Consider the following 24481-nt stretch of genomic DNA (forward strand, 5'->3'; position numbering starts at 1 on the left):
ATTTTTACAGGCTGGAAACGAATTTGTTTAGTTTTTCAGCGAAGTTATCATCGATAGCCGCTCCAGTAGCTGCAACAATAAAAGCAAATGCCAATATGCCCATTGGCGTTGTTGCGATAAAACCAAACGCAATTCCAACAAACGCTGTTGCAGCAAGGCCAAGCGCAATGGATTCGAGCTTCAAGAAAAATGGCTTCCAGTCACCTGACTCCATCGAGTTGGTAAATTCAATTATACTGTCTTTAGCGTCAATGACGGGGCCGACGTATCCCAAACCTTTGCTGAACTTGGTTGCCGCTTTGCCTATTGCTTCATAGTCTATTGAATCAATGTATTTAGCTGCTGCTGCTCTATCTTTAACGCTAAACTTTTTATCCAGCTCGTTTTTGTATTTGTCGAATGCTTTGAACGCCTCGTCTGCGCTACGTATTTTCTTTCCTTGAGCGCTATCGGCCAAATCACTCGCTAGCTTTGACGCGCTATCACCGAACCTAACCCCGGCTTCTGCGTAAAAATCTGATGTGAATTTAATGGCGGCTTCAATATCAACGACCTCGGTTCTTACCTTATCTTTATATCTCGCTGCAACATCAGTGACATCGTTGAGCCGCTTAACCCCATAAGCGGCATGAAGGGATTTCTGCCACTCGTCAAAACTGGTTTCTGGAGCGGCTATCCGATATGCCAAGCGCGCAGCCGCTTCTGTAATAAATTTAGTGACAGGCTGGTCGAAAAAGTCGCGTCTGTAAAAACTGTTTGCTACCGATTGAAGTGAAATAACATCCAGAGAGGTCTGCGAGATAACGTTCTCCATTGACCTGATCTCACTCCACAGGTTGGCAACTCGATCATCCGTTTTAATACCGTTGATGCGCTTGTCTGATTTTTCACTGACTTCCTTTTTAGCATTCGCCGCGACTTTTCGTCCTATCGCGCTATTCCCAAAATCGTCGCTGTAGCCGCCGCCCACTGGCCCACTTCCATACGTTTGTTCCTTATAAGCGGTGATTCTGACGGGGCCGATTTCCATTGCTTCGCTCATGACCGTTCCCCTTTACGAGTTCGTTTTGTCATGACTTGGCCACTCACGCAGCAACGGATGGAAATGGATAGTTCATTCAGTTGAGTGCCGAGAGGCCCAGGGCACTTGCTGCCCTAACGTAGGTAGAGCATGCGGCCCTCCCGGTTGTATCGCCGGGTGCAGGATATCCAGAACCGCTTTGCCCATTTCCCACAGATATTGCGCGGCAAAGGCGAACTTCGCCTTATTTGCGACGCATTTCATGATGAACGGCGGTGACATCGTGACTCTTCAGCTTGTGCTTGGGCATGCTTCCTGGACCATGACTCAGAAGTAAGAGCATTTCAGCCCCGGTCACATGGAGGACGTTGTTTTGTTGAATCCGCTAGTGGGAGCTTTTGAGAGGAAGAGGGGGGGAAGACGTCCAGAAATGAAATTGGACCGATTTTGGACGGAATGGGGTTAAGGAAAAGTCATTTTCCAAACCCCAGAAACCACAAAGCCCCGCATTGCGGGGCTTCGAGATATGGTGCCGGCACCAGGAGTCGAACCCGGGACCTACTGATTACAAGTCAGTTGCTCTACCAACTGAGCTATACCGGCGTGTTAGGGCGACGATTATAGCGATTGGCGAGGTTCTGTAAACCCCTGAATTCTGACTATTTTTGCAAATCTGCAGGTTTTTTCATCTGGCGCGGTTTCCGGGCTGTGGCGAGGCTTCTTTCGTCAGCTGCCGTCTGCGCAGTTGTCGGCGAATTTGCTGTAGTTCAGCACGCGTTTTTGGCCGTGGGAGTCGAGGTAGGTCATGTGGGCATTGACCACGCCGCAGGAGCCGGAGTTGTCCTGCGCGGTGGCGACGATGCGTTGGATGTCCGGTTTCGGCTTGGTGTCTGCGTGGGCGTTGAGGGTGAAGGCAAACAGGCTGGCGGCGATGAAGATGTTCCAGTTGTTGGGGTTCATGGTTGCGTCCTCGGTGCAGATCAACAGTGGGTGTGGGTCCTATTGAATGCTCGGGAGGTATATGGGGTGTGTCGTGAAGCGCGGGTTTTGTCTCGTTTTGTATGAGGCGTCTGCATAGTTACATGGGAATACGCATCAGGCTGAATTCTTGATAACTTGATCAAAAATTGCGCTAAATAATCATAACTAAATGATTTTTATCATAAAAATAATAAGCCATATAAATGGCGCCAAGCCGCTCATCTGAAACAAGTTAGTTAAAATCATCAAAATACTGACACTATCAAGGTGATATCACACAATGCGCGCCTTATTTATTCAACCACTCAGAGGGGGGAGCAGGACAGTGAGTCGCGCAGATGATATTTCCAAACTATACGACGCACTGAATGGCGCTCTCCGTGTTGATCGGCCTCAGGTCGATGAGCCGATTTCGCCTGGTCTGCAATGTTTGCTCGACCAGTTGAATCAGGGCGCAACCCAGCATCTTCAGCCGCCCGAATTGGTGGAAGGCCCGCTTGGTGAGGTGTACTCGGACCCATCGGCGCCCAAGGTTGTGGTGGTGGTCTCTGCCAAGGGTGGGGTTGGCCGCACGACGCTCGCGGCGGCAATCACCAGTGGTTTGCAGCGCCAGGGCCATCCTGCGCTCGCGCTGGACCTGGACCCGCAAGACGCCCTGCGTCATCACCTGGCGCCCGGTGTGAATATGGCGGGTGTCGGCGCGACCAGCCTGCTGAACAAAACCTGGGAAGCGTTACCGGTTCGGGGTTTTGCCGGATGTCGCATGGTGGCGTTCGGTGAAACCGACCCTGTGCAACAGCAAAGCTTGAATCGTTGGCTGGGCCAGGATCTGGAGTTTCTGACCAAGCGCCTGGGTGGGATGAAATTGAGTGGCCGGGACACGGTGATCATTGATGTGCCGGCGGGAAACAGCGTGTACCTGAGCCAGGCCATGTCGGTTGCCGACGTGGTATTAGTGGTGGCGCAAGCGGATGTCGCGTCATTTCGCAGCCTGGCTCAAATGGACAGTGTGCTTGCTCCTTACCTGGCTCACGCGAAATCGCCGTACCGTTTCTATGTGATCAACCAGGTTGACCCTGCTCATCGGTTCAGCGAGGACATGGTCGACGTGTTCAAGCTACGCCTGGGGGATGCCGTGCTTGGAACGGTCCAGCGCGACCCCTCGTTTATCGAGGCTCAGGCTTACGGGCGCGATCCCCTTGATCCGGTCAGCAACAGCGCCGGATGCCAGGACTTGAGCAGCCTCTGCCGTAGCTTGCTTGAGCGAATCAATTAAGCGCGTCTAGGGTCAAAGCATTGCTGGCCATTAAATTGACGATTTGCCGTTTGTCTAAAAAATATACAACTATCTCATCAAAATAATGACACTTTTGCTGTCCTGAAGCAGACTGCTTGCACTAGGGCGACCACAAAAAGACCTGCGGTAAGCAGTCGTATCAGCTGACCTTTTCACGTCTTTGAGCTTCGCCGTGATGAGGGGTTTGTTATGGGCATTACTGATGGTCTTTTAGCCTTGCTCGGCAAAGATGTTTGCCAGGATGAGCGTGGCATGGCGTCGCGTTTGCACTTCTTCGGCAGCATTCCCAGCCGAGACGATGGCGCTGCCAACGAAAGCGCCCAGCCCACGCCCACCTTGGCCTTGAGCCCGAAAGTGGTAGCGCTGGTGTCGATCAATGGCGGTGTTGGCCGCAGCACACTGGTCACCGCCCTGAGCAGTGGTCTGCAGCGCCAGGGCGAGTCCGTCGTGGCGCTGGACCTGGACCCGCAGAACGCCTTGCAACATCACTTCGGGGTCAGCTCGGCATTGCCGGGCATCGGGCGCACCAGTCTGGAGCATGGGCAATGGAGCCAACTCCAACAGCTCAGCTTTGCCGGTTGCCAGGTGATCACCTTTGGCGAGATCGATATCCCGCAGCAGGAAAGCCTGGAGCGCTGGCTCAAGCACGAGCCGCGTTGGCTGGCTCAACGCCTCGCATCCCTGGGCTTGAGCGCTCGACATACGGTGATCATCGATACCCCTTCCGGTAACAACGTTTACTTTCATCAAGCGCTGAGTGTTGCCGACGTGGTGCTGGTCATCGTGCAGGCGGATGCCGCTTGCCTGGGCACCCTCGACCATCTGGATGTACTGCTTGCCCCGCACTTGGAGGGTGAGCGCCCGCCCAGTGTGCAGGTGGTGATCAACCAAGTGGATGAACGGAATGCCTTCAGCCTGGACATGGTCGAGGCGTTCAAGCAGCGGCTGGGCAAAGAAACGCTGCACGTGCACCGCGATCTAGCGATTAATGAAGCGTTGGCCTTTGGTGTCGACCCGTTGGATAGCGTGGCGAAGAGGCTCGCGGGAGACGATATCAACGACCTCTGCCAGTTGCTGAAGGCTCCAGGAAAACGCACCTGAAGCGCGGTTTATACGCTTAACCCCAGATGCTTATGCACAATCGGTTGGATGGCCATGTCACGAAAAAGCCATTTTGTGGAGCCGTTCTCATCACGCCGCAACTGCCTGTTTTGTGTGCGTTTTATTTTATGAACAAAAAATGACCAGCGCGGTTTATGACCTGCAGCGCAGGTGGCTACAGGCCCCGTAAAGAATTCATCAACAGAGTTATCCACAGGCTGCGCTGCGACAATTTTGCCCCTTAATCGCGCTCGGCAAGCACCATCAAGTTGCGCGGTGTCAGTGCGGACTCGCAGAAGGTGCCTATCTCGACCTTGTAGCCGTTCTGGGCAAGGAATAATGCCCGATCCAACACCAGCCATAGTTCCAGTGGGCGCCGAAACAAACCTCGCACCAACTCCAGGTTTCTGACTTCGGCCAGACGGCGCCAGCCGTACGCTTCCAGCGCCGTCCAATCCTGTTTGCCTGTGGATAACCCTTTGAGACTTGCCAGCTCCTTGCAGTAGTCGGCAAAGGGTTTGTCCAGCCAGCTGGTGGGCAGGGAGGGTGTAGGCAGGTATTCGTCGACGCCGCGCAGTTCGCGTTGCAGTTGATCGAAGCCCAGGCGTCGCGCCATGGACGTGTCCCGTTGCAGACGTACCCGCTTGCCTGCGGTAATGGTTTCGCTCAGCGGCAGGCCTAGGTCATCGATCGACAGTTGTAGGCATGATGCGCGACCTGCATTGGACAGTGGCTGGTAGGTGTCCGCGTTGATGCGGTTGTAGCAGCAGGGTGCCAGTGCCAGCTGTTTGCAGCCGACGGTGCTGGCCAGTTGCAGCAGGCGCACATGCAAGTCGCCACAGGCATGCAGGGCGACGGGCGTATGTTCGGGGCCGATTGCCACGTCGGCCATCACGTCTTGCAGGCGATGGGTGACCGGCAGCCCATGATGGTCGCTCAAGGCCTGACCTGCGGCGATCAGCGCCGGGTCGTATTCCAGGCAGGTCAGTGCTTGATCGTTTTGTACCAGGCGACGGCCCAGATGACCCTTGCCAGCGCACCAGTCCAGCCAGTGCGTGGGCGTTTGCTTGAAATGCAGTGCGGCGCCGAAGGCTTCGATCTGTTCCCACTTACGGCCTGGAACATCGACGTTCAGCCGATGGCGAGCGGGTGCGAGGGGCTGTGTCGATAACTTATCCACAGCACTGAGCTGGCGAGCATGTGCGGCGAGTTGTGGAAAAGGTGCCGGCGCCGGCAGGTCATGGGGTAGGTTATGACTGGCTTCAGCGTCGTCCAACGAGCGTTGGCGCAGCCACTGGGCGAGATCGGGATGCTCTGTTTCCCAAGGGAGCTGACGATGGGTAAAGGGCCGTGGTTTCCACAGCCCTTGGTGCTCGATCAGGAACGCATCCAGTGCCTGGAAGCGTGCCTCAACGTCCTTGGCATGCATCGACGCGCAGCCAACGTTCCAGCAGTTTGAAGCCGCGTACCAGGATGTAAGCCATTAACAGGTAGAACAGACCGGCGGCGAAGAAAATCTCAACCGGCAGGTAGGTTCGGGCGATGATGGTCCGCGCCATGCCGGTCAATTCCAGCAGGGTTACGGTACTGGCCAGGGCGCTGGCCTTGAGCATCAGAATCACTTCATTGCTGTACGCCGGCAGGCCGATGCGCGAGGCGCGCGGCAGGATGATGTAGAACAGCGTCTTGAGTTTGGACATGCCCAGGGCTCGCGCCGCTTCAATCTCGCCTGGCGGAATGGCCTGGATTGCACCGCGCAGGATCTCGGCAATATAGGCCGCAGTGTGCAGGGTCATGGTGGCGGTGGCGCACCAGAACGGATCGCGCAGGTAGGGCCACATGAAGCTCTCGCGCACCGCGTCGAACTGCGCCAGGCCGTAGTAGACCAGGAACAACTGCACCAGCAACGGCGTGCCACGGAAGAAGAAAATGTAGGCGTAAGGCAGCGCGCTGACATACCAGCGTCGTGAGGAGCGCGCGATACCCAGCGGGATTGCCAGCAACAGGCCGGCGATGACTGCAATGGCCACAAGCTCAAGGGTCAGGATGGCGCCTTGGGCCAATTTGGGAAGCCACTTGATGATCACGGCCCAGTTCAGGCCCAAGTCGAAATGCGCCAGCCAACTGTAGTCGCCGCTCATTGGGTGCTCCTTGCAAAGCCGCGGGCGGCGCGTTTTTCCAGGAAGTGCATGCCGGTCATCGCCAGCACGGTCAGGCCCAGGTACATGAAGGCGGCGACCATGAAGAAGGTGAACGGTTGCTTGGTCACGGTCACGCCGATCTGCGCATGGCGCATGATTTCTTCCAGGCCGATCACCGACACCAGTGCGGTGTCTTTCATCAGGATCATGAACAGGTTGCCCAGGCCCGGCAGGGCGATGCGCCACATCTGCGGCATGATCAACCGGGTGAAGATCCTGAATTTCGACAGGCCCAATGCCACACCGGCTTCGCGGTGGCCCTTGGGAATGGCGAGGATCGCGCCACGGAACACTTCCGTGGCGTAGGCGCCGAAGCACAGGCCCAGGGCAATGACCCCGGCGGCAAAGGCGCTGAGGGAAAGGTCGGGGTTACCAAAAAACTCCCCGAGGGCACGCATCAGGTTGACCGTGCCGAAGTAAATCAGCAGCACCCACAGCAATTCGGGAATGCCACGAACGATGGTCGAGTACGCACCGCCCACCCATTGCAGTGGCTTGTACGGCGAAGTCTTGGCCAAGGCCCCGGCAAGGCCGAGCACCAGCCCCAGGCACAGGGCCGTGAGCGCCAGTTTGACGGTCATCAGCGCGCCAGCGGCGAGCGCCGGGCCGAATCCGTAGAGATCGAAATTCATGGTGTTTTCATATCGCGGCAGGCAGTGCAAAAAGCCGACGCGCTCAAGTGAGCGCGCCGGGCATACCGTTCAGATCATTCGATGCTGAAAGGGAAGTACTTGTCGTTGATCTTCTTGTAGGTGCCGTCTGCCTTGATCTCTGCCAGGGCTTTGTTCAGGCGCTCGCGCAGTGGGTCGCCCTTGCGTACGGCGATACCGATCTTGTCGCTTTCTACGACCGGGTCGCCTTTGAACTCGTAGGCCGAACCGTCTTTGCTCTTGAGCCATTCGTACTGCACGTACTTGTCGGCGAGGATACCGTCCAGACGACCGGAGGTCAGGTCGAGGTAGGCGTTTTCCTGGGTGTCGTACAGCTTGGCGGTGGTGTCCGGCAGCTTGTCTTCCAGGTAGGTGCCGGCCAGCGTCGCGCGTTGTGCGCCGATGGTCTTGCCCTTCAGGTAAGTCGCGTCGGTCTTGAAGTCCGCAGTGGCTTTAGGCGCGATGAATTGCAGCTTGTTGGAGTAGTACGGGTCGGTGAAATCGACGGCCTGCTTGCGCTCATCGGTGATCGACAGCGACGACACCAGGAAGTCGAACTTCTTGGCGTTCAGGGCCGGGATGATGCCGTCCCAGTCGGATACGTACACTTCGCACTTCTCGACTTTCATCTTGGCGCACAGGGCGTCGCCGATGTCTTTGTCGAAGCCGACGACGTTGCCGCTGGCGTCTTTATTGTTGAACGGCGGGTAGGCCGCTTCGATCCCCATTTTCAAGGTTTCTGCCATGGCCGTGGCGCTGAACGCCATCGAGACGGCCGCGGCCAGAAGGAATTTTTTATAGTTCTGCATGCATGTTGCTCCGTTAGCGGTTGCTGGACATGAATTGTTTGCAGCGCGCCGAAAGCGGGTTTTCAAACACCTGCTGTGGCGATCCTTGCTCTTCGACCAGGCCCTGGTGCAGGAACACCACCTCACTGGACACCTGGCGGGCGAAGCCCATTTCATGGGTGACCAGCAGCATGGTGCGGCCTTCTTCGGCCAGCGCGCGGATCACATTAAGTACTTCCTGAACCATTTCCGGGTCAAGCGCCGAAGTGGGCTCATCGAACAGGATGACTTTAGGCTGCATCGCCAGGGTGCGCGCGATGGCCGCCCGTTGTTGCTGGCCGCCGGACAATTGCGCGGGGTAAGCGTGGCGCTTGTCGGCGATGCCGACCTTGGCCAGCAGGGCTTCGGCCGTTTCGATGGCCTCGGCTTTGCTTTGGCCAAGCACACGACGAGGGGCCTCGATGATGTTGTCGAGGATGCTCATGTGCGGCCACAGGTTAAAGTTTTGAAACACAAAACCGATTTCGCTGCGCAGGCGGTTGATCTGCTTGCCGTCGGCGGCCATCAGTTCGCCGTTTTTCGCGGCCTTGAGCTTGAGTTCTTCGCCGGCCACCAGGATCTGGCCCTGGTGCGGGTTTTCCAGCAGGTTGATGCAGCGCAGGAAGGTGGACTTGCCGGAACCGGAGGAACCCAAAATCGAGATCACATCGCCGTCGCGAGCGGTCAGCGAGATACCTTTGAGTACCTCCAGCTCACCATAGCGTTTATGCAAGTTGCGGATTTCAAGCGCGGGCGTGGCCTCGGCCATGTGGGGTCCTCATTGTGTTCGTTGCAATCCTGCTGTTGGGCCGCCTTCCTGGCGAGGCGCCAAGCTAGCATAGCGTCTTGATGGCAGCCAACAGCATGGCCGGCGGTAAACAGGTGGTGTGCGGCAGGGTGTCGCATCGGCACAGCAGTGTGTCGCGCCATCAACAACCGAACATCCGTTTGAACCCGAAAAACCGCAGGCTTCGCGTAAAAAAGGGCGCGATGGTGCCAGCTTTGGCCGGGTGTTGGAAGGGTTAACCGGGCAAACGGTGCATATCAGCCCTTTTGTGGGGCGTCACGTACTTTTTGTGTGTGTTTATGGTGCGTTTATTCGTCCTGAATGTGAGTCGCACGGTAACGCTATAGCGGAATGCCATTGTTCTCAATGACTTGCGAGTCTTGTTGAAACGTCCTACAGCCCGCGTCAATCGCGGCTCTGTAACATTTTGGCGCAAATCTTGCGTAAAAAATAAAGAACGCCCCGTTGGTTTCTTTTCACGAGAGAGATCCCGGGCCGGGCGGACCGTTTTCGCAATTCCTCGTAAAGGTGTGTCAATGAGTAGTACGCAAAGCTCCAATGACCTCGAACAGGGGCTCAAACCGCGTCACGTCACCATGCTGTCGATTGCCGGCGTCATCGGTGCCGGTTTGTTTGTCGGCTCCGGCCACGCGATTGCTGCTGCCGGCCCGGCTGTACTGCTGGCGTACGCCGCGGCGGGTACGCTGGTGGTATTGGTGATGCGCATGCTGGCCGAAATGGCCGTGGCGTCACCAGACACCGGTTCGTTCTCCACTTACGCCGACCGGGCGATCGGTCACTGGGCCGGTTTCACCATCGGCTGGTTGTACTGGTGGTTCTGGGTGTTGGTGATTCCACTGGAAGCCAACGCCGCCGCGACTATCCTGCATGCCTGGTTCCCGGACGTGGCCATCTGGGCATTTACCCTGGTCATCACCCTGTTGCTGACCGCGACCAACCTGTTCAGCGTGAAGAACTACGGCGAGTTCGAGTTCTGGTTCGCGTTGATCAAAGTCGTGGCGATTGTGGGCTTCGTGATCCTCGGTCTGGCCGCTATTTTCGGCTTCCTGCCGACCAGCCAGGTCAGTGGCGTTTCGCACCTGTTCGACACCCAAGGTTTCATGCCCAACGGCATGGGTGCGGTATTGGCTGCGATCCTGACCACCATGTTTTCCTTCATGGGCACCGAGATCGTCACCATCGCCGCCGCTGAATCGAAGAACCCAGGCCAGCAGATCACTAAGGCCACCAACTCGGTGATCTGGCGCATTGGCTTGTTCTACCTGTTGTCGATCTTCATCGTGGTGTCCCTGGTGCCATGGAACGATCCGACCCTGGCGGCCGTAGGTTCCTACCAGACCGTGCTGGAACGCATGGGTATCCCGAATGCCAAGCTGATCGTCGACCTGGTGGTACTGGTTGCCGTGACCAGCTGCTTGAACTCGGCGCTGTACACCGCCTCGCGCATGCTGTTCTCCCTGGGCCGTCGCGGTGATGCACCGGCGGTGGCCAAGCGCACCAACAAGAGCGGTACGCCTTACTGGGCGGTGTTGTTGTCTACCGGCGCGGCGTTCCTGGCGGTATTCGCCAACTACGTGGCTCCGGCTGCGGTGTTTGAGTTCCTGCTGGCCAGCTCCGGCGCCATCGCGTTGCTGGTGTACCTGGTGATCGCCGTATCGCAACTGCGCATGCGCCAGAAACGCACGGCGGCGGGCGAGAAGATTGTCTTCAAGATGTGGCTGTTCCCAGGCCTGACCTACGCGGTAATGGTATTCATCGTGGGCACGCTGACCATCATGCTGTTCCAGGAAGCGCACCGCATCGAGATCATTGCGACCGGCGTGTTGAGCTTGCTGGTGGTGGCGGCGGGGCTGATTGTGGCGAGCCGTCGCAAGGCGCAGAGGGTAGGCGCTGCGGTGCTGAATTGATGTGCTGAAAAAACAAACAAGGGAGCCATTTGGCTCCCTTGTTTGTTTATGGGGTCAGTCAGATGAACTTGCCAGTGCTTGTGACGCCGCGACGTAATCCGCCTGGAACTGCGGCGACTCGATCCACGCCAGGGCTGCGGCCTCATCATCGGTCTCCGTAGCCCACTGCCGATACTCGATCAGCGCCGCCAGGATAAAGTCGGTGGCTTCTTCTTCGCCTTCCTGTTCCAGCACCAGTGCCAGCAGCGGGTGGGCCAGGAACGCGGCGCACAAGGCCTGTTGACTGGTGTCGCCGGCGCTACGCATCTCTACGAACAGCTCGGTCAAATCCACTGACTCAAGGTCAATGCGGCTGTCATCGCCGGCAAACGCATCCGGCTTGGTCGCGACGGCGCGCTGGGTACGGTTTTGCTTGGCCTTGGTCTTTGCCCGTTGGGCGCGTTTTTGCTGCTTGTTTGGCGAGGCCATGGGCTCAACGTCCTGGAGTGCTGGGTGGGATATTGAAGCGCAGGTTGGGGGAAATCCCAAGGGTATCTTCAGCGAATCGACCGTTTTGAAGCCACGCCAGTGCAACAGGCCACAACCGATCCTGATACTCGCTGCGAAAAAATGCGAAATGCCCGACTTCTTTTTCGCCTACATCTTCCGGTGTAATTCGCAGGTGTGTCCGCTCGCTGTTGTCGAAATAACCCAGTAGCCGTTCGATGGCGGCCACGGTCCCGAATGGGTCGTCGGTGATGCTGATGGCCAGTATCTGCGCGTTTACACGACTGAATGGCAGTTCGCCCAAGGCCCGCCCGCTAGGCCGTGTTTCGTAGCTGGGCGTCGGTGTGCTCCAGTCCCGCACCACGCCCGCAGGTGTGTCTTCCAGCCAGCCCAGGCGCTTGCCGGGGAAGTATCCGCAGAGGGCTGTCAGCAACGGCATTGCCACATGCCACTTGGCAAACATTCGCCAGCGTCCGCTCGCCGCGTAATCGCGCCAGTAAGCAAACTGTGCGCCCACCGTCACCATTCGCCGAATGACCCCGCCCGACACCCCGAGCCCCGCCGCGCAGCCACCGAAGCTGTGGCCGACGACATCAATCGGCTGTCCTGGAAACTCCCGTTGCGCGCGCTGCAGCATCGCCTCGAAATCCAGTGCGCCCCAATCCGACCATGAGGCCTTGAAGCCGCGCAATGAGCCGCTGCGGGACTCGCCGATGCCACGGTAGTCGTAGGTGATGACGTCAAAACCGTTGGCGAACAGGTAGGCGGCAAAGCGGGCGTAGTGACGGCAGCGGACGGAGGTGGCGGCGTTGATTATCACCACCGGTCGCGTGGGATCGGTTCTGATGTGGCGCCAGGTGAACCCACCGAGGCGGTGGCCGTCGGCGGCGGTCTCCTTGAAAGCTTCGCCGTGGTCGCGCGTAGATGAGGCCGAGGGTAATTGCAAAGAGGCGTCGTTCAAATTCATTGGGTTCTCGGCCTTTATAGGTTTCTTATTTTTTTAGTGACAGTTCACCAGTTTGCCAGTAGTTGCACCGCGTCTGGCAAGGTCATTAACCTTCAATACCCGCTGATAAAGCCATACATCCGAGAGGAACGACAGCAAGCCATGGACCGATTAGGCTGGCAGGCATCCATTAAGGAGGTCTCTATGAGCATGCCACTATCTCCCATCGTTTCAGAGTTTGAAACTGAAGAGCAGGCTGCCAGCTATGACCGTTGGTTCCGTGCCAAGGTGCAGGCTTCAATTGATGATCCTCGACCTAGTATTCCGCATGATAAGGCGATGGCTGAGGTTGAGAGGATGTTAGAAGAGAGGCGCAAGGCTCGCCGTGCTGCTTGTTAAGTGGCGACCCGAGGCTATTGTCGTTCCGCTCCACTCGACCTTACGCCAATAGATACATAGGCTTACACCTTTGCGATCTACCAAGGCGTTTTCATGACCCGCGATACCCTCGAACGCAACCAGATCCCTTTGTACTTCGTAGTCGTGCTGCTGGCTGCCGGTTTCGGTCTGTTCGTCCCCTCATTCGCCCACCACCTCAGCGCACTGGTCACACCCACCATCGCGGTTCTGATGTACGCAATGTTCCTGCAAATCCCCTTTCTGGACCTGCGTCAAAGCCTGAATAACAAGCGCTTCCTGTCAGCGTTGCTGTTCGCCAACTTCATCCTCATTCCGTTACTGGTATGGGCATTGACCCAAGGCCTCGCAGGGCGCCCGGCACTGCTGGTGGGGGCGTTGCTGGTACTGCTGACGCCGTGCATCGACTACGTGGTGGTGTTTACCCATATCGGCAAGGGCGATTCGCGGCTGATGCTCGCGGCGACTCCGGTGCTGTTGTTGCTGCAGTTGGCGCTGTTGCCGATCTATTTGAGCGTGATGCTTGGAGCGCAGTCCGACGTGGTTGTGGAAGTGGGTCCGTTTATCGAGGCGTTCTTCCTGCTGATCGTGGTGCCGATGGTTCTGGCAGTGCTAACGACTTCCCTGGCACGGCGATCATCACTCGTCAGTGCTTGGAACGGCGGCTGGGCGTGGATGCCGGTGCCAGCGATGGCGTTGGTGCTGTTTGTGGTGATCGGCTCGCAAATCACCTCGGTGGTGCGGGATATCAACCTGTTGCTGCCGGTAATCCCGGTGTACGTCGGTTTCCTGTTGTTGGCGCCGTTGATGGGCGCGCTGGCATCGCGGCTGTTTGCGCTGCCTGCGGTAACGGCCAGGGCGGTGACGTTCAGCGCATCGACGCGCAATTCGCTGGTGGTACTGCCCTTGGCGCTGGCGCTGCCTGAGGACGTGCGCGGGTTGGCGGCGACGGCAGTGATACTGCAAACCTTGGTCGAGTTGGTGGCTGAGTTGATTTACGTTCGATGGATCCCGAAATGGGTGTGGCCCGTGGGTCGGTAAAAACGGGAATATTCAGGTCTGTTCAGGCGCTATTCAGCAGGGCAGCCGGCACCATAAGTCGGCGCCCCTTACCTGACAGGTCTACCGATGGATCACCGCAATCGCTTTCGCCTGGAGTCCCTGGGCATTTTCCTGTTTGCCTTGCTGTTGTTCACCCTGGGTATCTGGGATCAGCAACCCCAAGGGTTTGACGGACGCTGGGCGCTGTTCCTGCAAGAAATGTTTCGCCATGGTGCGAGTCTTTTTCCGACCACCTACGGCCAGCCCTACGCGGATTACCCCGGCACCGCGACGTTCTTCAGCTATGTGTTTGCCAGACTGTTTGGCGCGCCGAACCACCTGGCGAATGTGCTACCCACCGCCCTGGCGTCGGCTGGGGTGGTCGCTGTGATCTATCGCCTGTTGGTCCCGGCGAATCGCCAGTGGGCGCTGCTTACTGTGCTGTTGACCTTGCTCACGACTCAACTGCTCGAAAAATCCCGCTCGGTCTGCCTGGATCAGATGGTGGCGTTGTTGTGTGTGGGAAGTTTCTACCTGCTGCACAGCGGCGGGCGCTGGAGGCGTCTTGCGGTTTTCCCGCTGTTCATCCTGGGCTTTGCGATACGCGGACCGCTGGGGTTGATCGAAGTCTGTGGCGTGGTCTGCGTGTACTGGGCGTTGGGAAAGCCTGGGGAGCGGGTGAAGCAGGTGCTGATTCACGGCGCCGCTGGCTTGGTGTTGCTGGCTGCCTGTTGGTGGCTGTTGGTGAAGTTGGCGCGCATCAGCGGGGGGGATGCGTTTGCCGATGAGGTGTTCAAGATGCAGGTGGGCGGACGTCTCGATGAAACCGGCGAGCCGTTCTATTTCTACTTCCAGCTGAGCCTGTACCGCTACTTCCCGGTGGTGCCGTTGGCGCTCGCCACAATGATTGCCCTACGGCATCGCTGGTCCGAGCGATTTGAAGGAGAGATGCAATTGGTGGTGCGCCTCGGTGCCTGCGGCTTGATGATCTTGCTCGGGCTGTCGGTGCCGCACTTCAAGCGCGCCTATTACATCCTGCCAATGGTGCCGATGTTTGCGGCTGTCGCGGCCTATGGGCTGCTACAGGCGCAAGGCTGGCTTGCGGGCATGCGCCGATGCTACGAAGGGCTGGTCGTGGCGCTGCCGACGTTAGGCGTGGTTGCAGTCTTGGTCTGTCGGCATGGGTGGCAGAAGCATGGTTACTGGCCTGACGTTTCGCTGCCGCTGCTGACCGGCGTACTGGTAGTGCTGCAGGTGGCGGCGTTGATCGCCTGGCGGCGTGCGGGGCGATTGGTGTGGCTCAGCCTGATCGCGTTGGTGGCGCAGTGGTTAGTGTTGGTGATGGTGGTGGAGCCATCCAAGGATATGCAGTTCGACACCCGCAAGTTTGTCGGCCAAGTGGAAGCGCTGCGTGTGAAGCAACCGGGGCCGCTGGTGTTTATCAATCTGGGCCGGGACACCTGGGCGGTGCGCTACATGATGAACTTGGACCATGACGAGCAACCGATCTTTATCGGAGGCAGCGAGATCGAGCGACTGGGAGCTTTGCCTCGGCCAGCCTGGGTGATTGTGTCGCGCAAGGAAACCGCGTTGCTGCAAGGAACGGATCTGGAATCGCTGGTACCAAGGTTTGAAGGGCGTCTGAGCGACAATCCGCTGATGGTGTTCTTGTTGAAGTGATAGAGGCTGTTCGTTTCGGGGTGGCGTAGGTCGCCCCAAGACAACGCAATAAATCCCAGGCAACAAAAAACCCGCACTAGGCGGGTTTCTTGATTGCTTTCACGTGATGTTGACACCACCTGAAAGCTGAAGGTGGTGCCCAGAGACGGAATCGAACCGCCGACACGGGGATTTTCAATCCCCTGCTCTACCGACTGAGCTATCTGGGCAACGGGGCGCATTAAACGGGTTTTTCAGGGGGTCGTCAAGCAAGTTTTCAAAAAATATTTAATTATTACCGTCGCTTACGTGCAGACCCCGGTTTTTGATCAATTATTGAGCAGGCGGCACGTAGCCGTCGGCCTTGGCGTAATCTTCGCCGGAAAAGAACTTGTCCATCTCGCCCGCCAGGTATTTACGGTCTTCGGCGTTCATCATGTTCAGGCGTTTTTCGTTGATCAGCAGGGTCTGGTGTTTCAGCCAGTCGGCCCAGGCTTTGGCAGAGACGTGCTCGAAAATGTCCTGGCCCTTGGCGCCCGGGTACGGAGGGCGTTCGAGGCCTGGCAATTCTTCTTTGTACTTGCGGCACATGATGGTGCGGGTCATGACGGAACTCCTGCATTCAATACGTCGGCCGCGCGCTTCAGCAGTTTTTTTACCGGGGCGGCAAGGCCCAGGCGCGGCGGGGTGGCGAGGTTATACCAGAGCCAGTCGGCCTCGGCCACGTGATGGGCGGTTTCCTCGACCTGGACCAGCCAGGGTTCGATGGCGAGTTGGAAGTGGCTGAAGGTGTGGATCAGCCCTGGCAGCGCCTGTTGCTTGCCCAGCTCCAGCGCGTGCTGGTGGGCCAGGTGTTCCAGGTCTTGCAGGTCATCCAGCTCCGGCAAACTCCACAGGCCGCCCCACAGGCCGGTGGAAGGGCGACGGTAAAGCAGGATTGCGCCCTCGGCATTCGCCAGCAACGGCATCAGTGTGCGCTTCTGCGGGATGGTCTTGCGCGGCTTGGGAATCGGGTAGCGCGTTTCCAGGCCGAGCATGTGGGCTTCGCAGCCTTTTTCCAGTGGGCACAGCAGGCAGCTGGGTTTGCTGCGGGTGCAGAGCGTGGCGCCCATGTCCATCATCGCCTGGGTGTAGGCGTTGACCCGATCATGAGGCGTAAAGCGTTCTGCAGTGGCCCACAGCTGCTTGGCCACCTTGGGCTCGCCTGGGTAGCCCTCTTGCGCGGTAAAGCGTGCCAGCACGCGTTTGACGTTACCGTCGAGGATTGGCGCCCGCAAGCCCATGCTCAGGCTGGCGATCGCACCAGCCGTGGACAAACCTATGCCGGGCAGCTCGGTGAGCTTCTCGACATCCTTGGGAAACTCGCCGCCGTATTCGGCCACGACAATCTTTGCGGTCTTTTGCAGGTTGCGCGCCCGGGTGTAGTAACCCAGGCCGGTCCACAAGTGCAGCACTTCATCTTCCGGCGCAGCGGCCAAGGCCTCTACCGTTGGCAGCGAAGCCATGAAACGGTCGAAATAGTTGAGCACGGTGCTCACCTGGGTTTGCTGCAACATGATCTCCGAGACCCATACCCGGTAAGGCGTGATGCCCTGTTGCCAGGGCAGGTCATGGCGACCGTGGCGGTCGTACCAGTCCAGCACCGCCGTTGAAAACTGCTCGTTTCTCATCGTTTGAACAGGCCTTTCAAAGCGTCTTTGAGCTGTGGATTAACCTTGTCGAGCTTCTCTTCCAGCTTCTCGTTCAGGCGGTTGCCGGCCGCCTTGATCGCGACCTGGCCGAGGCCGTCCTTGTCCAGGCGGCAGGCCTTGGCGCCCAGTTCCAAAGGGCCACGGCAGCGCAACGGCACTTCGATGCCCTGGAAGTTCGAGCCCACCTGGCAGGCCGGGTCCGGGGTTTCGCGCTGGTCGCCTTCGACGATGATGCCGACGCGGTAGTCCATGCCCAGCACGCGCAGGTCGACGTCGCCGTTACCGTTGACGGTCAGGCCCGGGATGCGCACTTTCAGGTCAGGGTTGCTGGCCACGCCGTTACGGAAGGTCAGGTTGCCCTTCAACTCCTGGAACGGCGTGTCCTTGCCTTGCGGTGTGCTGCTCAAGGTCTTGCGGTTGAGCAGGGCAATACCGGTGCACAGTTGCTGTTCAAGATTGGCGTTTAGCAACACGCCGTTGTTGATCACAAAGCTGGCGGTGCCGTTGAGGCTGTCGATCAGGGCTTTCTGGCTATTGCCGCGACCCGTGAGGTTGCTGTCGAGGGTGATCTGGCCCTTCACCGGCGGGTTTTGCCCCTGGGCTTGCAGGATGCGTTCGACCGGCACTTGCTTGATATGGCTTTGCAGCGCCAGTACCGGAATATCCTGGCGCACATCAAGGCTGCCGTTGGCCTGGAAAGTGCCGTTGTAGAGGCCACCGCTCAGGGTCTCGAGCTTGAGCTGGCCATTGACGCCCGACGTCTTGAGCGCTGCATTCTGGATCGGCAGCTTGCTCAAGGTCAGTTGGCCGAAAGCCAGGTCGGCATCCACATCCAGCGTGCGCAGGCGCGCCAGTGGCAGCAATTTGTCGGTGCTCCAGGCGCCTTTGGTCGGCGCGTCGGGCAGCGGCGTGGTGCCACCGGCCGCCATGGCACCGGCTTCGCTGTTCTGTACTTCGGCCTGACGGGCTGCGGCTGCGCCCTTGGCAGATTCAGACTTGGCCGGCAGGTAGTTGTCGGCGTTGAAGGTATCGCCCTTGAGCTGGACGCGCAGGGATTGCTTGGCAAAATCCTCCACGGCGAGGCGACCGGTGAAGGTGCTGCCGTCGAGTTTCAGGTTCAGGTCTTCCAGGGCCAGGCTGCTCGGCGTGCCCTTGAGGCGGCTGACCAGTTCGACCTTGCTCAGGCTGCCCTCGGCCATGGGTGGCAGCGGATGGCCAACGCCGTCGAGGAACTTGGCCAGGTCAAACTGAGCGATGGACAGCGCGCCGCTCAACTGCGCAGTCTTGTCCAAATCGTTGACCTTCAGCTCGCCCAAGGCGCGCAGCTGGTTGGCCGACAACTTCATGTTGGTCCATTCGGCGATATTGGCCGCCTGGTCCACCAGCAACTGGCCCTGGGTGGAGAACGTCACGGTCTTGCCTTGCAGCGGCTCGCCCGTGGCTTCGCCGCTGATCTTCATGTCTTCAAGCTGATAGCGCTTGAGCGCACGCTGGATGCGCAGGTTGCCGTTGAGCTCGGTCTTGACGCGCATCACCGGCTGGTTGCTGCCGAAGAACGCAGTGAGTTTCACCGGAATGCTGGCGCCTTCGTGCACGGCGCCGGCGCTCAGTTGAATGCTTTCGGCGCTGAACTGCTTGCCGGTCTGCTCGTCATTGTATTCGACGCGGGCGTTGTTGACCGTCAGGCTGTCGATGTCCAGGCGGATGGGCTTCGAGGGTTTTTCCGGTTCGGTCTCGGCAGGTTGCTCGGTCGAGCCAGGGCTGCCGACGGTCGCCTCGGTCACGTTCTTGCCGATGTCTTCCCAGTTGCCGTGGCCTTGCTTGTCGCGGGTGAGGCGCAGGTTGAGGCCTTCGACACGCACATCGCTCATCTGAACTTCGCGGCGCAGCAGCGGCAGCACGCGCACAGAGAGGCCGAGCATCTGCAGGTCGGCGAATGGCTGGGTCGGCGCGGTCAGGGTCGCCACGCTGGCTTCGTGCAGTTCCAGGCCAAGCCAGGGGAACAGGCTCCAGCCGATATCGCCATTGAGCGTCAGCTCGATGTGGGCCTTGTCGCGGGCAATCTGGCGAATCTCGTCTTTATAGTCGTTGGGATCGAAGAGATGGGTCAGGGCAAAGCCTAGAGCCACAATGATCAGCAACAGCCCGAGAAGTACCAGACCCAGGATTTTGCCGAACGCTTTCATGGGCGAGTCCTTGTATGTCGATTTCAAAATTTAGCCGCAGAGTATAACGCCCGACGGCCTGCGTCAGTGCCCCGATCGTTACATTGTATCCAGGGGCGGGGAAACGGGTTTTTGGCGTCAAACAAAACAGATTTCCTGAAAAAGGTGATATCAGTTTGGTTTTTCTGTCATCCACAGGTGCTAATCTGCGCAGGTTCGTCTGCCTTCTGCGACATAGCGTCGCGCTTAAATGGAGCTTTACTCAACAACAACGGCCAACGCTTTGCGTGCAAGGCCGAGGGAGAGAGCGCCTGACGGACACATACTAACAACTGGGGGAAACACCAATGAGCACTAGCACTGCGGCGGGTTCAACTGCCGCACAGCCTGCGTTCCTGTCCAAGGAGCGCATCATCGCCAAGCCCGGCTTCAACCGCTGGCTGGTTCCACCGGCCGCCCTGGCCATCCACCTGTGCATCGGCATGGCCTACGGCTTCTCGGTGTTCTGGCTACCACTGTCTAAGGCGCTGGGCATCACCAAGCCGGTCGCCTGCGCGCCGGACATGAGCTTCATCGCCCAAGTCTTCTCGTCCCAATGCGACTGGCCCATCTCCATGCTGGGCTGGATCTACACCCTGTTCTTTATCTTCCTGGGCTGCTCGGCAGCGATCTGGGGCGGCTGGCTGGAACATGCCGGGCCACGTAAGGCCGGTGTGGTATCGGCATTGTGCTGGTGTGGCGGCCTGCTGATCTCGGCGTTGGGTATCTATACCCACCAGATCTGGCTGATGTGGATCGGCTCCGGGGTCATCGGCGGTATCGGCCTGGGCCTGGGCTATATCTCGCCCGTGTCGACCCTGATCAAGTGGTTCCCGGACAAGCGTGGCATGGCCACCGGCATGGCGATCATGGGCTTCGGCGGCGGCGCGATGGTGGGTGCCCCGTTGGCAGCAGCACTGATGGGCCATTTCGCCACCCCAGACAGCGTGGGCGTGTGGCAGAGCTTCCTGGTAATGGCTGCGATCTACTTCGTGTTCATGATCGGCGGCGCCTTGTCTTACCGCGTTCCGCCTACCGGCTGGAAGCCTGAGGGTTGGACCGCGCCGGCGAAAAAGGCCAGCAACGCGATGATCACTCACCGTCACGTGCACGTGAACGTGGCGTGGAAAACTCCGCAATTCCGCCTGGTCTGGCTGGTGCTGTGCCTGAACGTATCCGCCGGTATCGGCATCCTCGGTATGGCTTCGCCACTGCTGCAGGAAGTGTTCGGCGGCAAGCTGCTGGGTGTGGATGTGCCGTTTGGCCAACTGGATGCGGGCCAATTGGCTTCCATCGCGGCCATCGCGGCGGGTTTCACCGGTCTGTTGAGCCTGTTCAACATCGGTGGCCGGTTCTTCTGGGCGTCGTTCTCCGACTACCTGGGTCGTAAAAACACCTACTTCGTGTTCTTCGCGCTGGGCTTTGCCCTGTACGCGTTGATCCCGAACCTGGGTCACCTGGGCAACGTCGCGCTGTTCGTGGCGGCGTTCTGCATCATCCTGTCGATGTACGGCGGTGGTTTTGCGACCGTTCCGGCCTACCTGGCCGACCTGTTCGGTACGCAGATGGTCGGTGCGATTCACGGTCGCCTGCTGACTGCCTGGGCTGCGGCCGGCGTGCTGGGTCCTGTGTTGGTGAACTACCTGCGTGAGTATCAGCTGAGCATCGGCGTTGAACGCGCCGCCGCCTACGACATCACCCTGTACATCCTGGCCGGCCTGCTGGTGTTGGGTTTCATCTGCAACCTGCTGGTCCGCCCGGTGGCCGACAAGTACTTCATGACCGACGCGGAACTGGCCGCCGAACAGGCACTGGGCCACGACAAAGGCGCGGACGCGACTACTTCCCTGGAGTGGAAAGCGGCTCCTGGCACCGTGCCGTTGGCGATTGCCGCCTGGCTGGTGGTGGGTATTCCGTTGGCGTGGGGTGTGTGGGTGACCCTGCAGAAGACGGCGGTACTGTTCCACTAAGTTGAATGCAGGCAGGTGCACCATCCTGGAGCACCTGCTTGTATGCACATGTCTATCCCCGACATTCCTCGCTTCAACTCGTCAGTCTTATCCCCTCCGATGTTTCTGTTTAGCGCCCGCGCCCCTATAATGGCTGCCTTTTTCGCCCAATGATTTTGCGGAGCTGGTGATGGCCGAACGTAAGGCGTCCGTCGAGCGCGACACTCTGGAAACCCAGATCAAAGCCTCGATCAACCTGGATGGCACCGGAAAGGCCCGATTTGATATCGGTGTACCTTTTCTTGAGCACATGCTGGACCAGATCGCCCGTCACGGGCTGATCGACCTGGATATCGTCAGCAAGGGCGACCTGCATATCGACGACCACCACACGGTGGAAGACGTCGGTATCACCTTGGGCCAGGCATTTGCCAAGGCCATCGGCGACAAGAAAGGCATCCGTCGCTACGGCCACGCCTATGTCCCGCTGGACGAAGCGCTGTCGCGCGTGGTCATTGACTTCTCCGGCCGTCCCGGCCTGCAGATGCACGTGCCCTACACCCGCGCCACCGTCGGCGGCTTCGATGTCGACCTGTTCCAGGAATTCTTCCAGGGTTTCGTCAACCACGCACTCGTCAGCCTGCACATCGACAACCTGCGCGGCACCAATACCCACCACCAGATCGAAACCGTGTTCAAGGCTTTTGGCCGCGCGCTGCGCATGGCTGTCGAGCTGGATGACCGCATGGCTGGGCAAATGCCCTCGACCAAGGGCGTCCTGTAATGCAGACGGTCGCGGTTATCGATTACGGCATGGGTAACCTGCACTCGGTGGCCAAGGCCCTCGAACACGTAGGGGCCGGCAAGGTGCTGATCACCAGCGATGCCAGCGTGATTCGCGAAGCTGACCGGGTAGTGTTTCCTGGCGTTGGCGCGATTCGCGATTGCATGGCCGAGATCCGCCGCCTGGGCTTTGATAGCCTGGTGCGCGAAGTCAGCCAGGATCGTCCGTTTCTCGGCATCTGCGTGGGCATGCAAGCCTTGCTCGACCGCAGTGAAGAGAACGACGGCGTCGACTGCATCGGCCTGTTCCCCGGCCAGGTGAAGTTCTTCGGCAAGGACCTGCATGAAGACGGCGAACACCTGAAAGTTCCGCACATGGGCTGGAACGAAGTCCGCCAGACTGTGGATCACCCGCTGTGGCACGAAGTGCCGGACATGGCGCGCTTCTACTTCGTGCACAGCTACTACATCGCTGCCGGTAAGCCGGGCCAGGTGGTGGGTGGCGGGCACTACGGCGTCGACTTCGCCGCCGCGTTGGCCGAAGGTTCGCGCTTTGCCGTGCAGTTCCACCCGGAGAAGAGCCATACCCATGGCCTGCAATTGCTGCAGAACTTCGCCGCCTGGGACGGACGCTGGTAAATGGCCAGGAAGCCGAAGTTGCCGATCTTGAACCTCACGCCTGAACAGGAGAGTGAGGCTACCCTCAAGATCAAGCGCTTCATGGAGGACCGCTTCGAGCTCAAATTGGGCTCGTTCGAGGTCGCCGAGATTCTTGAGCTGTTTTCCACCGAAGTGGCTCCGCATTATTACAACCGGGCGATTTTCGATACGCAGACGCTCCTTAAAGAAAGGTTCGAAAGCATCGAAAGCGACCTGTGGTCGCTTGAGAAACCCTGATTTCCCAAGCATTGCTGAATATCGAATAAGGTTTGCCAGATGCTGATTATCCCCGCTATCGATCTCAAGGACGGCGCCTGCGTGCGTCTGCGCCAAGGCCGCATGGAAGACTCCACCGTGTTCTCCGATGACCCGGTGAGCATGGCCGCCAAATGGGTGGAAGGGGGCTGCCGTCGTCTGCATCTGGTGGACTTGAACGGCGCTTTCGAAGGCCAGCCGGTCAACGGCGAAGTAGTGACCGCGATTGCCAAGCGCTACCCGAACCTGCCGATCCAGATCGGCGGCGGTATCCGCTCCCTGGAAACCATTGAGCACTACGTCAAAGCCGGCGTGAGTTACGTGATCATCGGCACCAAGGCCGTGAAAGACCCGGCGTTCGTCGCCGAAGCCTGCCGCGCGTTCCCTGGCAAAGTGATCGTGGGGCTGGACGCCAAGGACGGATTTGTCGCCACCGACGGCTGGGCTGAAATCAGCACCGTGCAGGTCATCGACCTGGCCAAACAGTTCGAAGCCGACGGCGTGTCCGCCATCGTTTATACCGACATCGCCAAAGACGGCATGATGCAGGGCTGCAACGTACCGTTCACCGCCGCGCTGGCCGCTGCGACCAAGATCCCGGTGATCGCTTCCGGCGGTATCCACAACCTGGGCGACATCAAGTCGCTGCTGGACGCCAAGGCGCCCGGCATCATCGGCGCCATCACCGGCCGTGCGATTTACGAAGGCACCTTGGATGTCGCTGAAGCCCAGGCTTACTGCGACGCCTACAACGGCTGAGGACTGACCATGGCGCTGGCCAAACGCATCATCCCTTGCCTGGACGTCGACAACGGTCGCGTGGTCAAGGGCGTCAAGTTCGAGAACATCCGCGATGCCGGCGACCCGGTGGAAATCGCCCGTCGCTACGATGAGCAAGGTGCCGACGAGATTACCTTTCTCGATATCACCGCCAGCGTCGACGGCCGTGACACCACGTTGCATACCGTGGAGCGCATGGCCAGCCAGGTGTTCATCCCGCTGACTGTGGGCGGTGGCGTGCGTACCGTGCAAGACATCCGCAACCTGCTCAATGCCGGCGCGGACAAGGTCTCGATCAATACCGCCGCCGTGTTCAACCCGGAGTTCGTCGGCGAAGCCGCGCAGCATTTCGGTTCGCAATGCATTGTGGTTGCCATCGACGCCAAGAAAGTCTCTGGCCCTGGCGAAACCCCGCGCTGGGAGATCTTCACCCACGGCGGTCGCAAACCCACCGGCCTGGATGCGGTGGAGTGGGCGATGAAGATGGAAGGCCTGGGCGCGGGTGAAATCCTGCTGACCAGCATGGACCAGGACGGCATGAAAAACGGCTTCGACCTGGGCGTGACGCGCGCCATCAGCGATGCGCTGGGGATCCCGGTGATCGCCTCCGGCGGCGTCGGCAACCTGCAGCATTTGGCCGATGGCGTCATCGAAGGCCACGCCAGCGCGGTGCTGGCGGCGAGTATTTTCCACTTTGGCGAATACACCGTTCCCGAGGCAAAAGCGTACATGGCGGCGCGCGGTATCGTCGTTCGCTGAATGCTGCTGGACACCATGGCAAGTGCGCGGCACTCTTTGCGCTTGCCATGGATTCCGG

The 24481-nt window shown here is 59.0% G+C and carries 24 protein-coding genes and 2 tRNA genes; 12 read left to right on the forward strand and 14 right to left on the reverse strand.

The features are described from left to right. Positions 1-4: 4 nt before the first annotated feature. From HX793_RS07235 to HX793_RS07245, 3 genes are all read right to left on the reverse strand, one after another. Positions 5-1042, reverse strand: coding sequence for a colicin-like pore-forming protein (locus HX793_RS07235; protein WP_177051734.1), 1038 nt, complete (start codon positions 1040-1042; stop codon positions 5-7). 506 nt (positions 1043-1548) lie between these two features. Further along, positions 1549-1624 (reverse strand) — tRNA-Thr (locus tag HX793_RS07240). A gap of 123 nt (positions 1625-1747) precedes the next feature. Continuing rightward, positions 1748-1981 carry a DUF2790 domain-containing protein gene (locus HX793_RS07245; protein WP_177051733.1) on the reverse strand — a complete coding sequence of 78 codons (234 nt, stop codon included), beginning with the start codon at positions 1979-1981 and terminating at the stop codon, positions 1748-1750. 346 nt (positions 1982-2327) lie between these two features. Between HX793_RS07245 and bcsQ (HX793_RS07250) the strand changes: the two genes are divergently transcribed. Further along, positions 2328-3278 (forward strand): cellulose biosynthesis protein BcsQ, encoded by a 951-nt coding sequence (gene bcsQ / locus HX793_RS07250; protein WP_308936651.1) that lies wholly within the window; start codon positions 2328-2330, stop codon positions 3276-3278. 210 nt (positions 3279-3488) lie between these two features. Beyond that, positions 3489-4400 (forward strand): cellulose biosynthesis protein BcsQ, encoded by a 912-nt coding sequence (gene bcsQ, locus HX793_RS07255; protein WP_177094551.1) that lies wholly within the window; start codon positions 3489-3491, stop codon positions 4398-4400. Positions 4401-4641: 241 nt separating this feature from the next. Here bcsQ (HX793_RS07255) and HX793_RS07260 read toward each other — a convergent pair whose 3' ends face one another. The 5 genes from HX793_RS07260 to HX793_RS07280 form a co-directional block, all read right to left on the reverse strand. Then, positions 4642-5829, reverse strand: coding sequence for a methyltransferase (locus tag HX793_RS07260; RefSeq protein ID WP_177094553.1), 1188 nt, complete (start codon positions 5827-5829; stop codon positions 4642-4644). Then, positions 5810-6499: an ABC transporter permease gene (locus HX793_RS07265; protein ID WP_177051938.1), complete on the reverse strand. Its 690-nt coding sequence runs from the start codon at positions 6497-6499 to the stop codon at positions 5810-5812. Before HX793_RS07265 ends, HX793_RS07260 begins: the two co-directional genes overlap by 20 nt. A gap of 38 nt (positions 6500-6537) precedes the next feature. Next, positions 6538-7233: an ABC transporter permease gene (locus HX793_RS07270; RefSeq protein WP_016979103.1), complete on the reverse strand. Its 696-nt coding sequence runs from the start codon at positions 7231-7233 to the stop codon at positions 6538-6540. A 74-nt stretch (positions 7234-7307) separates the two neighbouring features. Then, entirely contained in the window at positions 7308-8060 is a 753-nt protein-coding gene (locus HX793_RS07275; protein ID WP_016979104.1) for an ABC transporter substrate-binding protein, read from the reverse strand. Positions 8061-8073: 13 nt separating this feature from the next. Further along, a complete protein-coding gene (locus HX793_RS07280) occupies positions 8074-8847 on the reverse strand; it encodes an ABC transporter ATP-binding protein (RefSeq protein ID WP_016979105.1) in 774 nt (257 codons plus the stop codon). Positions 8848-9401: 554 nt separating this feature from the next. On the opposite strand from HX793_RS07280, the gene gabP reads away from it, so the two are divergent. Then, the gene (gabP, locus tag HX793_RS07285) at positions 9402-10793 is read left to right on the forward strand and encodes a GABA permease (RefSeq protein WP_016979106.1); all 1392 of its coding nucleotides are present in this window, start codon (positions 9402-9404) and stop codon (positions 10791-10793) included. A gap of 54 nt (positions 10794-10847) precedes the next feature. Here gabP and HX793_RS07290 read toward each other — a convergent pair whose 3' ends face one another. Together HX793_RS07290 and HX793_RS07295 are read right to left on the reverse strand one after the other, a co-directional pair. Beyond that, the gene (locus HX793_RS07290; protein WP_177094555.1) at positions 10848-11261 is read right to left on the reverse strand and encodes a hypothetical protein; all 414 of its coding nucleotides are present in this window, start codon (positions 11259-11261) and stop codon (positions 10848-10850) included. 4 nt (positions 11262-11265) lie between these two features. Continuing rightward, the gene (locus HX793_RS07295) at positions 11266-12246 is read right to left on the reverse strand and encodes an alpha/beta hydrolase family protein (RefSeq protein WP_177094558.1); all 981 of its coding nucleotides are present in this window, start codon (positions 12244-12246) and stop codon (positions 11266-11268) included. 183 nt (positions 12247-12429) lie between these two features. Between HX793_RS07295 and relB the strand changes: the two genes are divergently transcribed. The 3 genes from relB (at position 12430) to HX793_RS07310 (ending at position 15363) form a co-directional block, all read left to right on the forward strand. After that, positions 12430-12624: a type II toxin-antitoxin system RelB family antitoxin gene (relB, locus tag HX793_RS07300; protein ID WP_177094559.1), complete on the forward strand. Its 195-nt coding sequence runs from the start codon at positions 12430-12432 to the stop codon at positions 12622-12624. A gap of 93 nt (positions 12625-12717) precedes the next feature. After that, positions 12718-13683, forward strand: a complete 966-nt coding sequence (locus HX793_RS07305) for an arsenic resistance protein (RefSeq protein WP_177094561.1) — start codon at positions 12718-12720, stop codon at positions 13681-13683. A gap of 87 nt (positions 13684-13770) precedes the next feature. Beyond that, a complete protein-coding gene (locus HX793_RS07310) occupies positions 13771-15363 on the forward strand; it encodes an ArnT family glycosyltransferase (protein WP_177094563.1) in 1593 nt (530 codons plus the stop codon). Positions 15364-15496: 133 nt separating this feature from the next. Here HX793_RS07310 and HX793_RS07315 read toward each other — a convergent pair. The 4 genes from HX793_RS07315 to HX793_RS07330 form a co-directional block, all read right to left on the reverse strand. Continuing rightward, positions 15497-15572: transfer RNA gene (locus tag HX793_RS07315), tRNA-Phe, on the reverse strand. Positions 15573-15675: 103 nt separating this feature from the next. Continuing rightward, a complete protein-coding gene (locus HX793_RS07320; protein WP_016979112.1) occupies positions 15676-15948 on the reverse strand; it encodes an oxidative damage protection protein in 273 nt (90 codons plus the stop codon). After that, a complete protein-coding gene (mutY, locus tag HX793_RS07325; RefSeq protein ID WP_016979113.1) occupies positions 15945-17012 on the reverse strand; it encodes an A/G-specific adenine glycosylase in 1068 nt (355 codons plus the stop codon). Before mutY ends, HX793_RS07320 begins: the two co-directional genes overlap by 4 nt. Then, positions 17009-19219, reverse strand: coding sequence for an AsmA family protein (locus HX793_RS07330; RefSeq protein WP_177094565.1), 2211 nt, complete (start codon positions 19217-19219; stop codon positions 17009-17011). The genes mutY and HX793_RS07330 overlap by 4 nt, the downstream gene beginning before the upstream one ends. Positions 19220-19545: 326 nt before the next feature. Between HX793_RS07330 and HX793_RS07335 the strand changes: the two genes are divergently transcribed. The 6 genes from HX793_RS07335 (at position 19546) to hisF (ending at position 24423) form a co-directional block, all read left to right on the forward strand. Beyond that, a complete protein-coding gene (locus tag HX793_RS07335) occupies positions 19546-21207 on the forward strand; it encodes an OFA family MFS transporter (RefSeq protein ID WP_021492193.1) in 1662 nt (553 codons plus the stop codon). A gap of 169 nt (positions 21208-21376) precedes the next feature. Next, a complete protein-coding gene (gene hisB, locus HX793_RS07340) occupies positions 21377-21970 on the forward strand; it encodes an imidazoleglycerol-phosphate dehydratase HisB (RefSeq protein WP_003218037.1) in 594 nt (197 codons plus the stop codon). Next, the gene (hisH, locus tag HX793_RS07345) at positions 21970-22608 is read left to right on the forward strand and encodes an imidazole glycerol phosphate synthase subunit HisH (RefSeq protein WP_177094567.1); all 639 of its coding nucleotides are present in this window, start codon (positions 21970-21972) and stop codon (positions 22606-22608) included. The genes hisB and hisH overlap by 1 nt, the downstream gene beginning before the upstream one ends. Further along, the gene (locus tag HX793_RS07350; protein ID WP_016979117.1) at positions 22609-22866 is read left to right on the forward strand and encodes a DUF2164 domain-containing protein; all 258 of its coding nucleotides are present in this window, start codon (positions 22609-22611) and stop codon (positions 22864-22866) included. It abuts the gene before it with no gap. 39 nt (positions 22867-22905) lie between these two features. After that, positions 22906-23643: a 1-(5-phosphoribosyl)-5-[(5-phosphoribosylamino)methylideneamino]imidazole-4-carboxamide isomerase gene (hisA, locus tag HX793_RS07355; protein WP_003187784.1), complete on the forward strand. Its 738-nt coding sequence runs from the start codon at positions 22906-22908 to the stop codon at positions 23641-23643. Positions 23644-23652: 9 nt separating this feature from the next. Further along, positions 23653-24423, forward strand: a complete 771-nt coding sequence (hisF, locus tag HX793_RS07360) for an imidazole glycerol phosphate synthase subunit HisF (protein ID WP_003171107.1) — start codon at positions 23653-23655, stop codon at positions 24421-24423. Positions 24424-24481 lie beyond the last annotated feature (58 nt).

This window comes from Pseudomonas reactans (genome assembly GCF_013387025.1).
In the GTDB taxonomy this organism is placed as follows: Bacteria; Pseudomonadota; Gammaproteobacteria; order Pseudomonadales; family Pseudomonadaceae; genus Aquipseudomonas; species Aquipseudomonas reactans.

Coding starts and splice junctions, on each gene's coding strand:
- mutY (WP_016979113.1), bottom strand. CDS start 17,012: ATGAGAAACGAGCAGTTTTCAACGGCGGTGCTGGACTGGTACGACCGC.
- hisF (WP_003171107.1), top strand. CDS start 23,653: ATGGCGCTGGCCAAACGCATCATCCCTTGCCTGGACGTCGACAACGGT.
- HX793_RS07275 (WP_016979104.1), bottom strand. CDS start 8,060: ATGCAGAACTATAAAAAATTCCTTCTGGCCGCGGCCGTCTCGATGGCG.
- HX793_RS07330 (WP_177094565.1), bottom strand. CDS start 19,219: ATGAAAGCGTTCGGCAAAATCCTGGGTCTGGTACTTCTCGGGCTGTTG.
- hisA (WP_003187784.1), top strand. CDS start 22,906: ATGCTGATTATCCCCGCTATCGATCTCAAGGACGGCGCCTGCGTGCGT.
- hisH (WP_177094567.1), top strand. CDS start 21,970: ATGCAGACGGTCGCGGTTATCGATTACGGCATGGGTAACCTGCACTCG.
- HX793_RS07280 (WP_016979105.1), bottom strand. CDS start 8,847: ATGGCCGAGGCCACGCCCGCGCTTGAAATCCGCAACTTGCATAAACGC.
- gabP (WP_016979106.1), top strand. CDS start 9,402: ATGAGTAGTACGCAAAGCTCCAATGACCTCGAACAGGGGCTCAAACCG.
- HX793_RS07235 (WP_177051734.1), bottom strand. CDS start 1,042: ATGAGCGAAGCAATGGAAATCGGCCCCGTCAGAATCACCGCTTATAAG.
- HX793_RS07335 (WP_021492193.1), top strand. CDS start 19,546: ATGAGCACTAGCACTGCGGCGGGTTCAACTGCCGCACAGCCTGCGTTC.
- HX793_RS07290 (WP_177094555.1), bottom strand. CDS start 11,261: ATGGCCTCGCCAAACAAGCAGCAAAAACGCGCCCAACGGGCAAAGACC.
- HX793_RS07350 (WP_016979117.1), top strand. CDS start 22,609: ATGGCCAGGAAGCCGAAGTTGCCGATCTTGAACCTCACGCCTGAACAG.
- HX793_RS07295 (WP_177094558.1), bottom strand. CDS start 12,246: ATGAATTTGAACGACGCCTCTTTGCAATTACCCTCGGCCTCATCTACG.
- HX793_RS07320 (WP_016979112.1), bottom strand. CDS start 15,948: ATGACCCGCACCATCATGTGCCGCAAGTACAAAGAAGAATTGCCAGGC.
- bcsQ (WP_177094551.1), top strand. CDS start 3,489: ATGGGCATTACTGATGGTCTTTTAGCCTTGCTCGGCAAAGATGTTTGC.
- HX793_RS07310 (WP_177094563.1), top strand. CDS start 13,771: ATGGATCACCGCAATCGCTTTCGCCTGGAGTCCCTGGGCATTTTCCTG.
- hisB (WP_003218037.1), top strand. CDS start 21,377: ATGGCCGAACGTAAGGCGTCCGTCGAGCGCGACACTCTGGAAACCCAG.
- relB (WP_177094559.1), top strand. CDS start 12,430: ATGAGCATGCCACTATCTCCCATCGTTTCAGAGTTTGAAACTGAAGAG.
- HX793_RS07270 (WP_016979103.1), bottom strand. CDS start 7,233: ATGAATTTCGATCTCTACGGATTCGGCCCGGCGCTCGCCGCTGGCGCG.
- HX793_RS07245 (WP_177051733.1), bottom strand. CDS start 1,981: ATGAACCCCAACAACTGGAACATCTTCATCGCCGCCAGCCTGTTTGCC.
- HX793_RS07260 (WP_177094553.1), bottom strand. CDS start 5,829: ATGCATGCCAAGGACGTTGAGGCACGCTTCCAGGCACTGGATGCGTTC.
- HX793_RS07305 (WP_177094561.1), top strand. CDS start 12,718: ATGACCCGCGATACCCTCGAACGCAACCAGATCCCTTTGTACTTCGTA.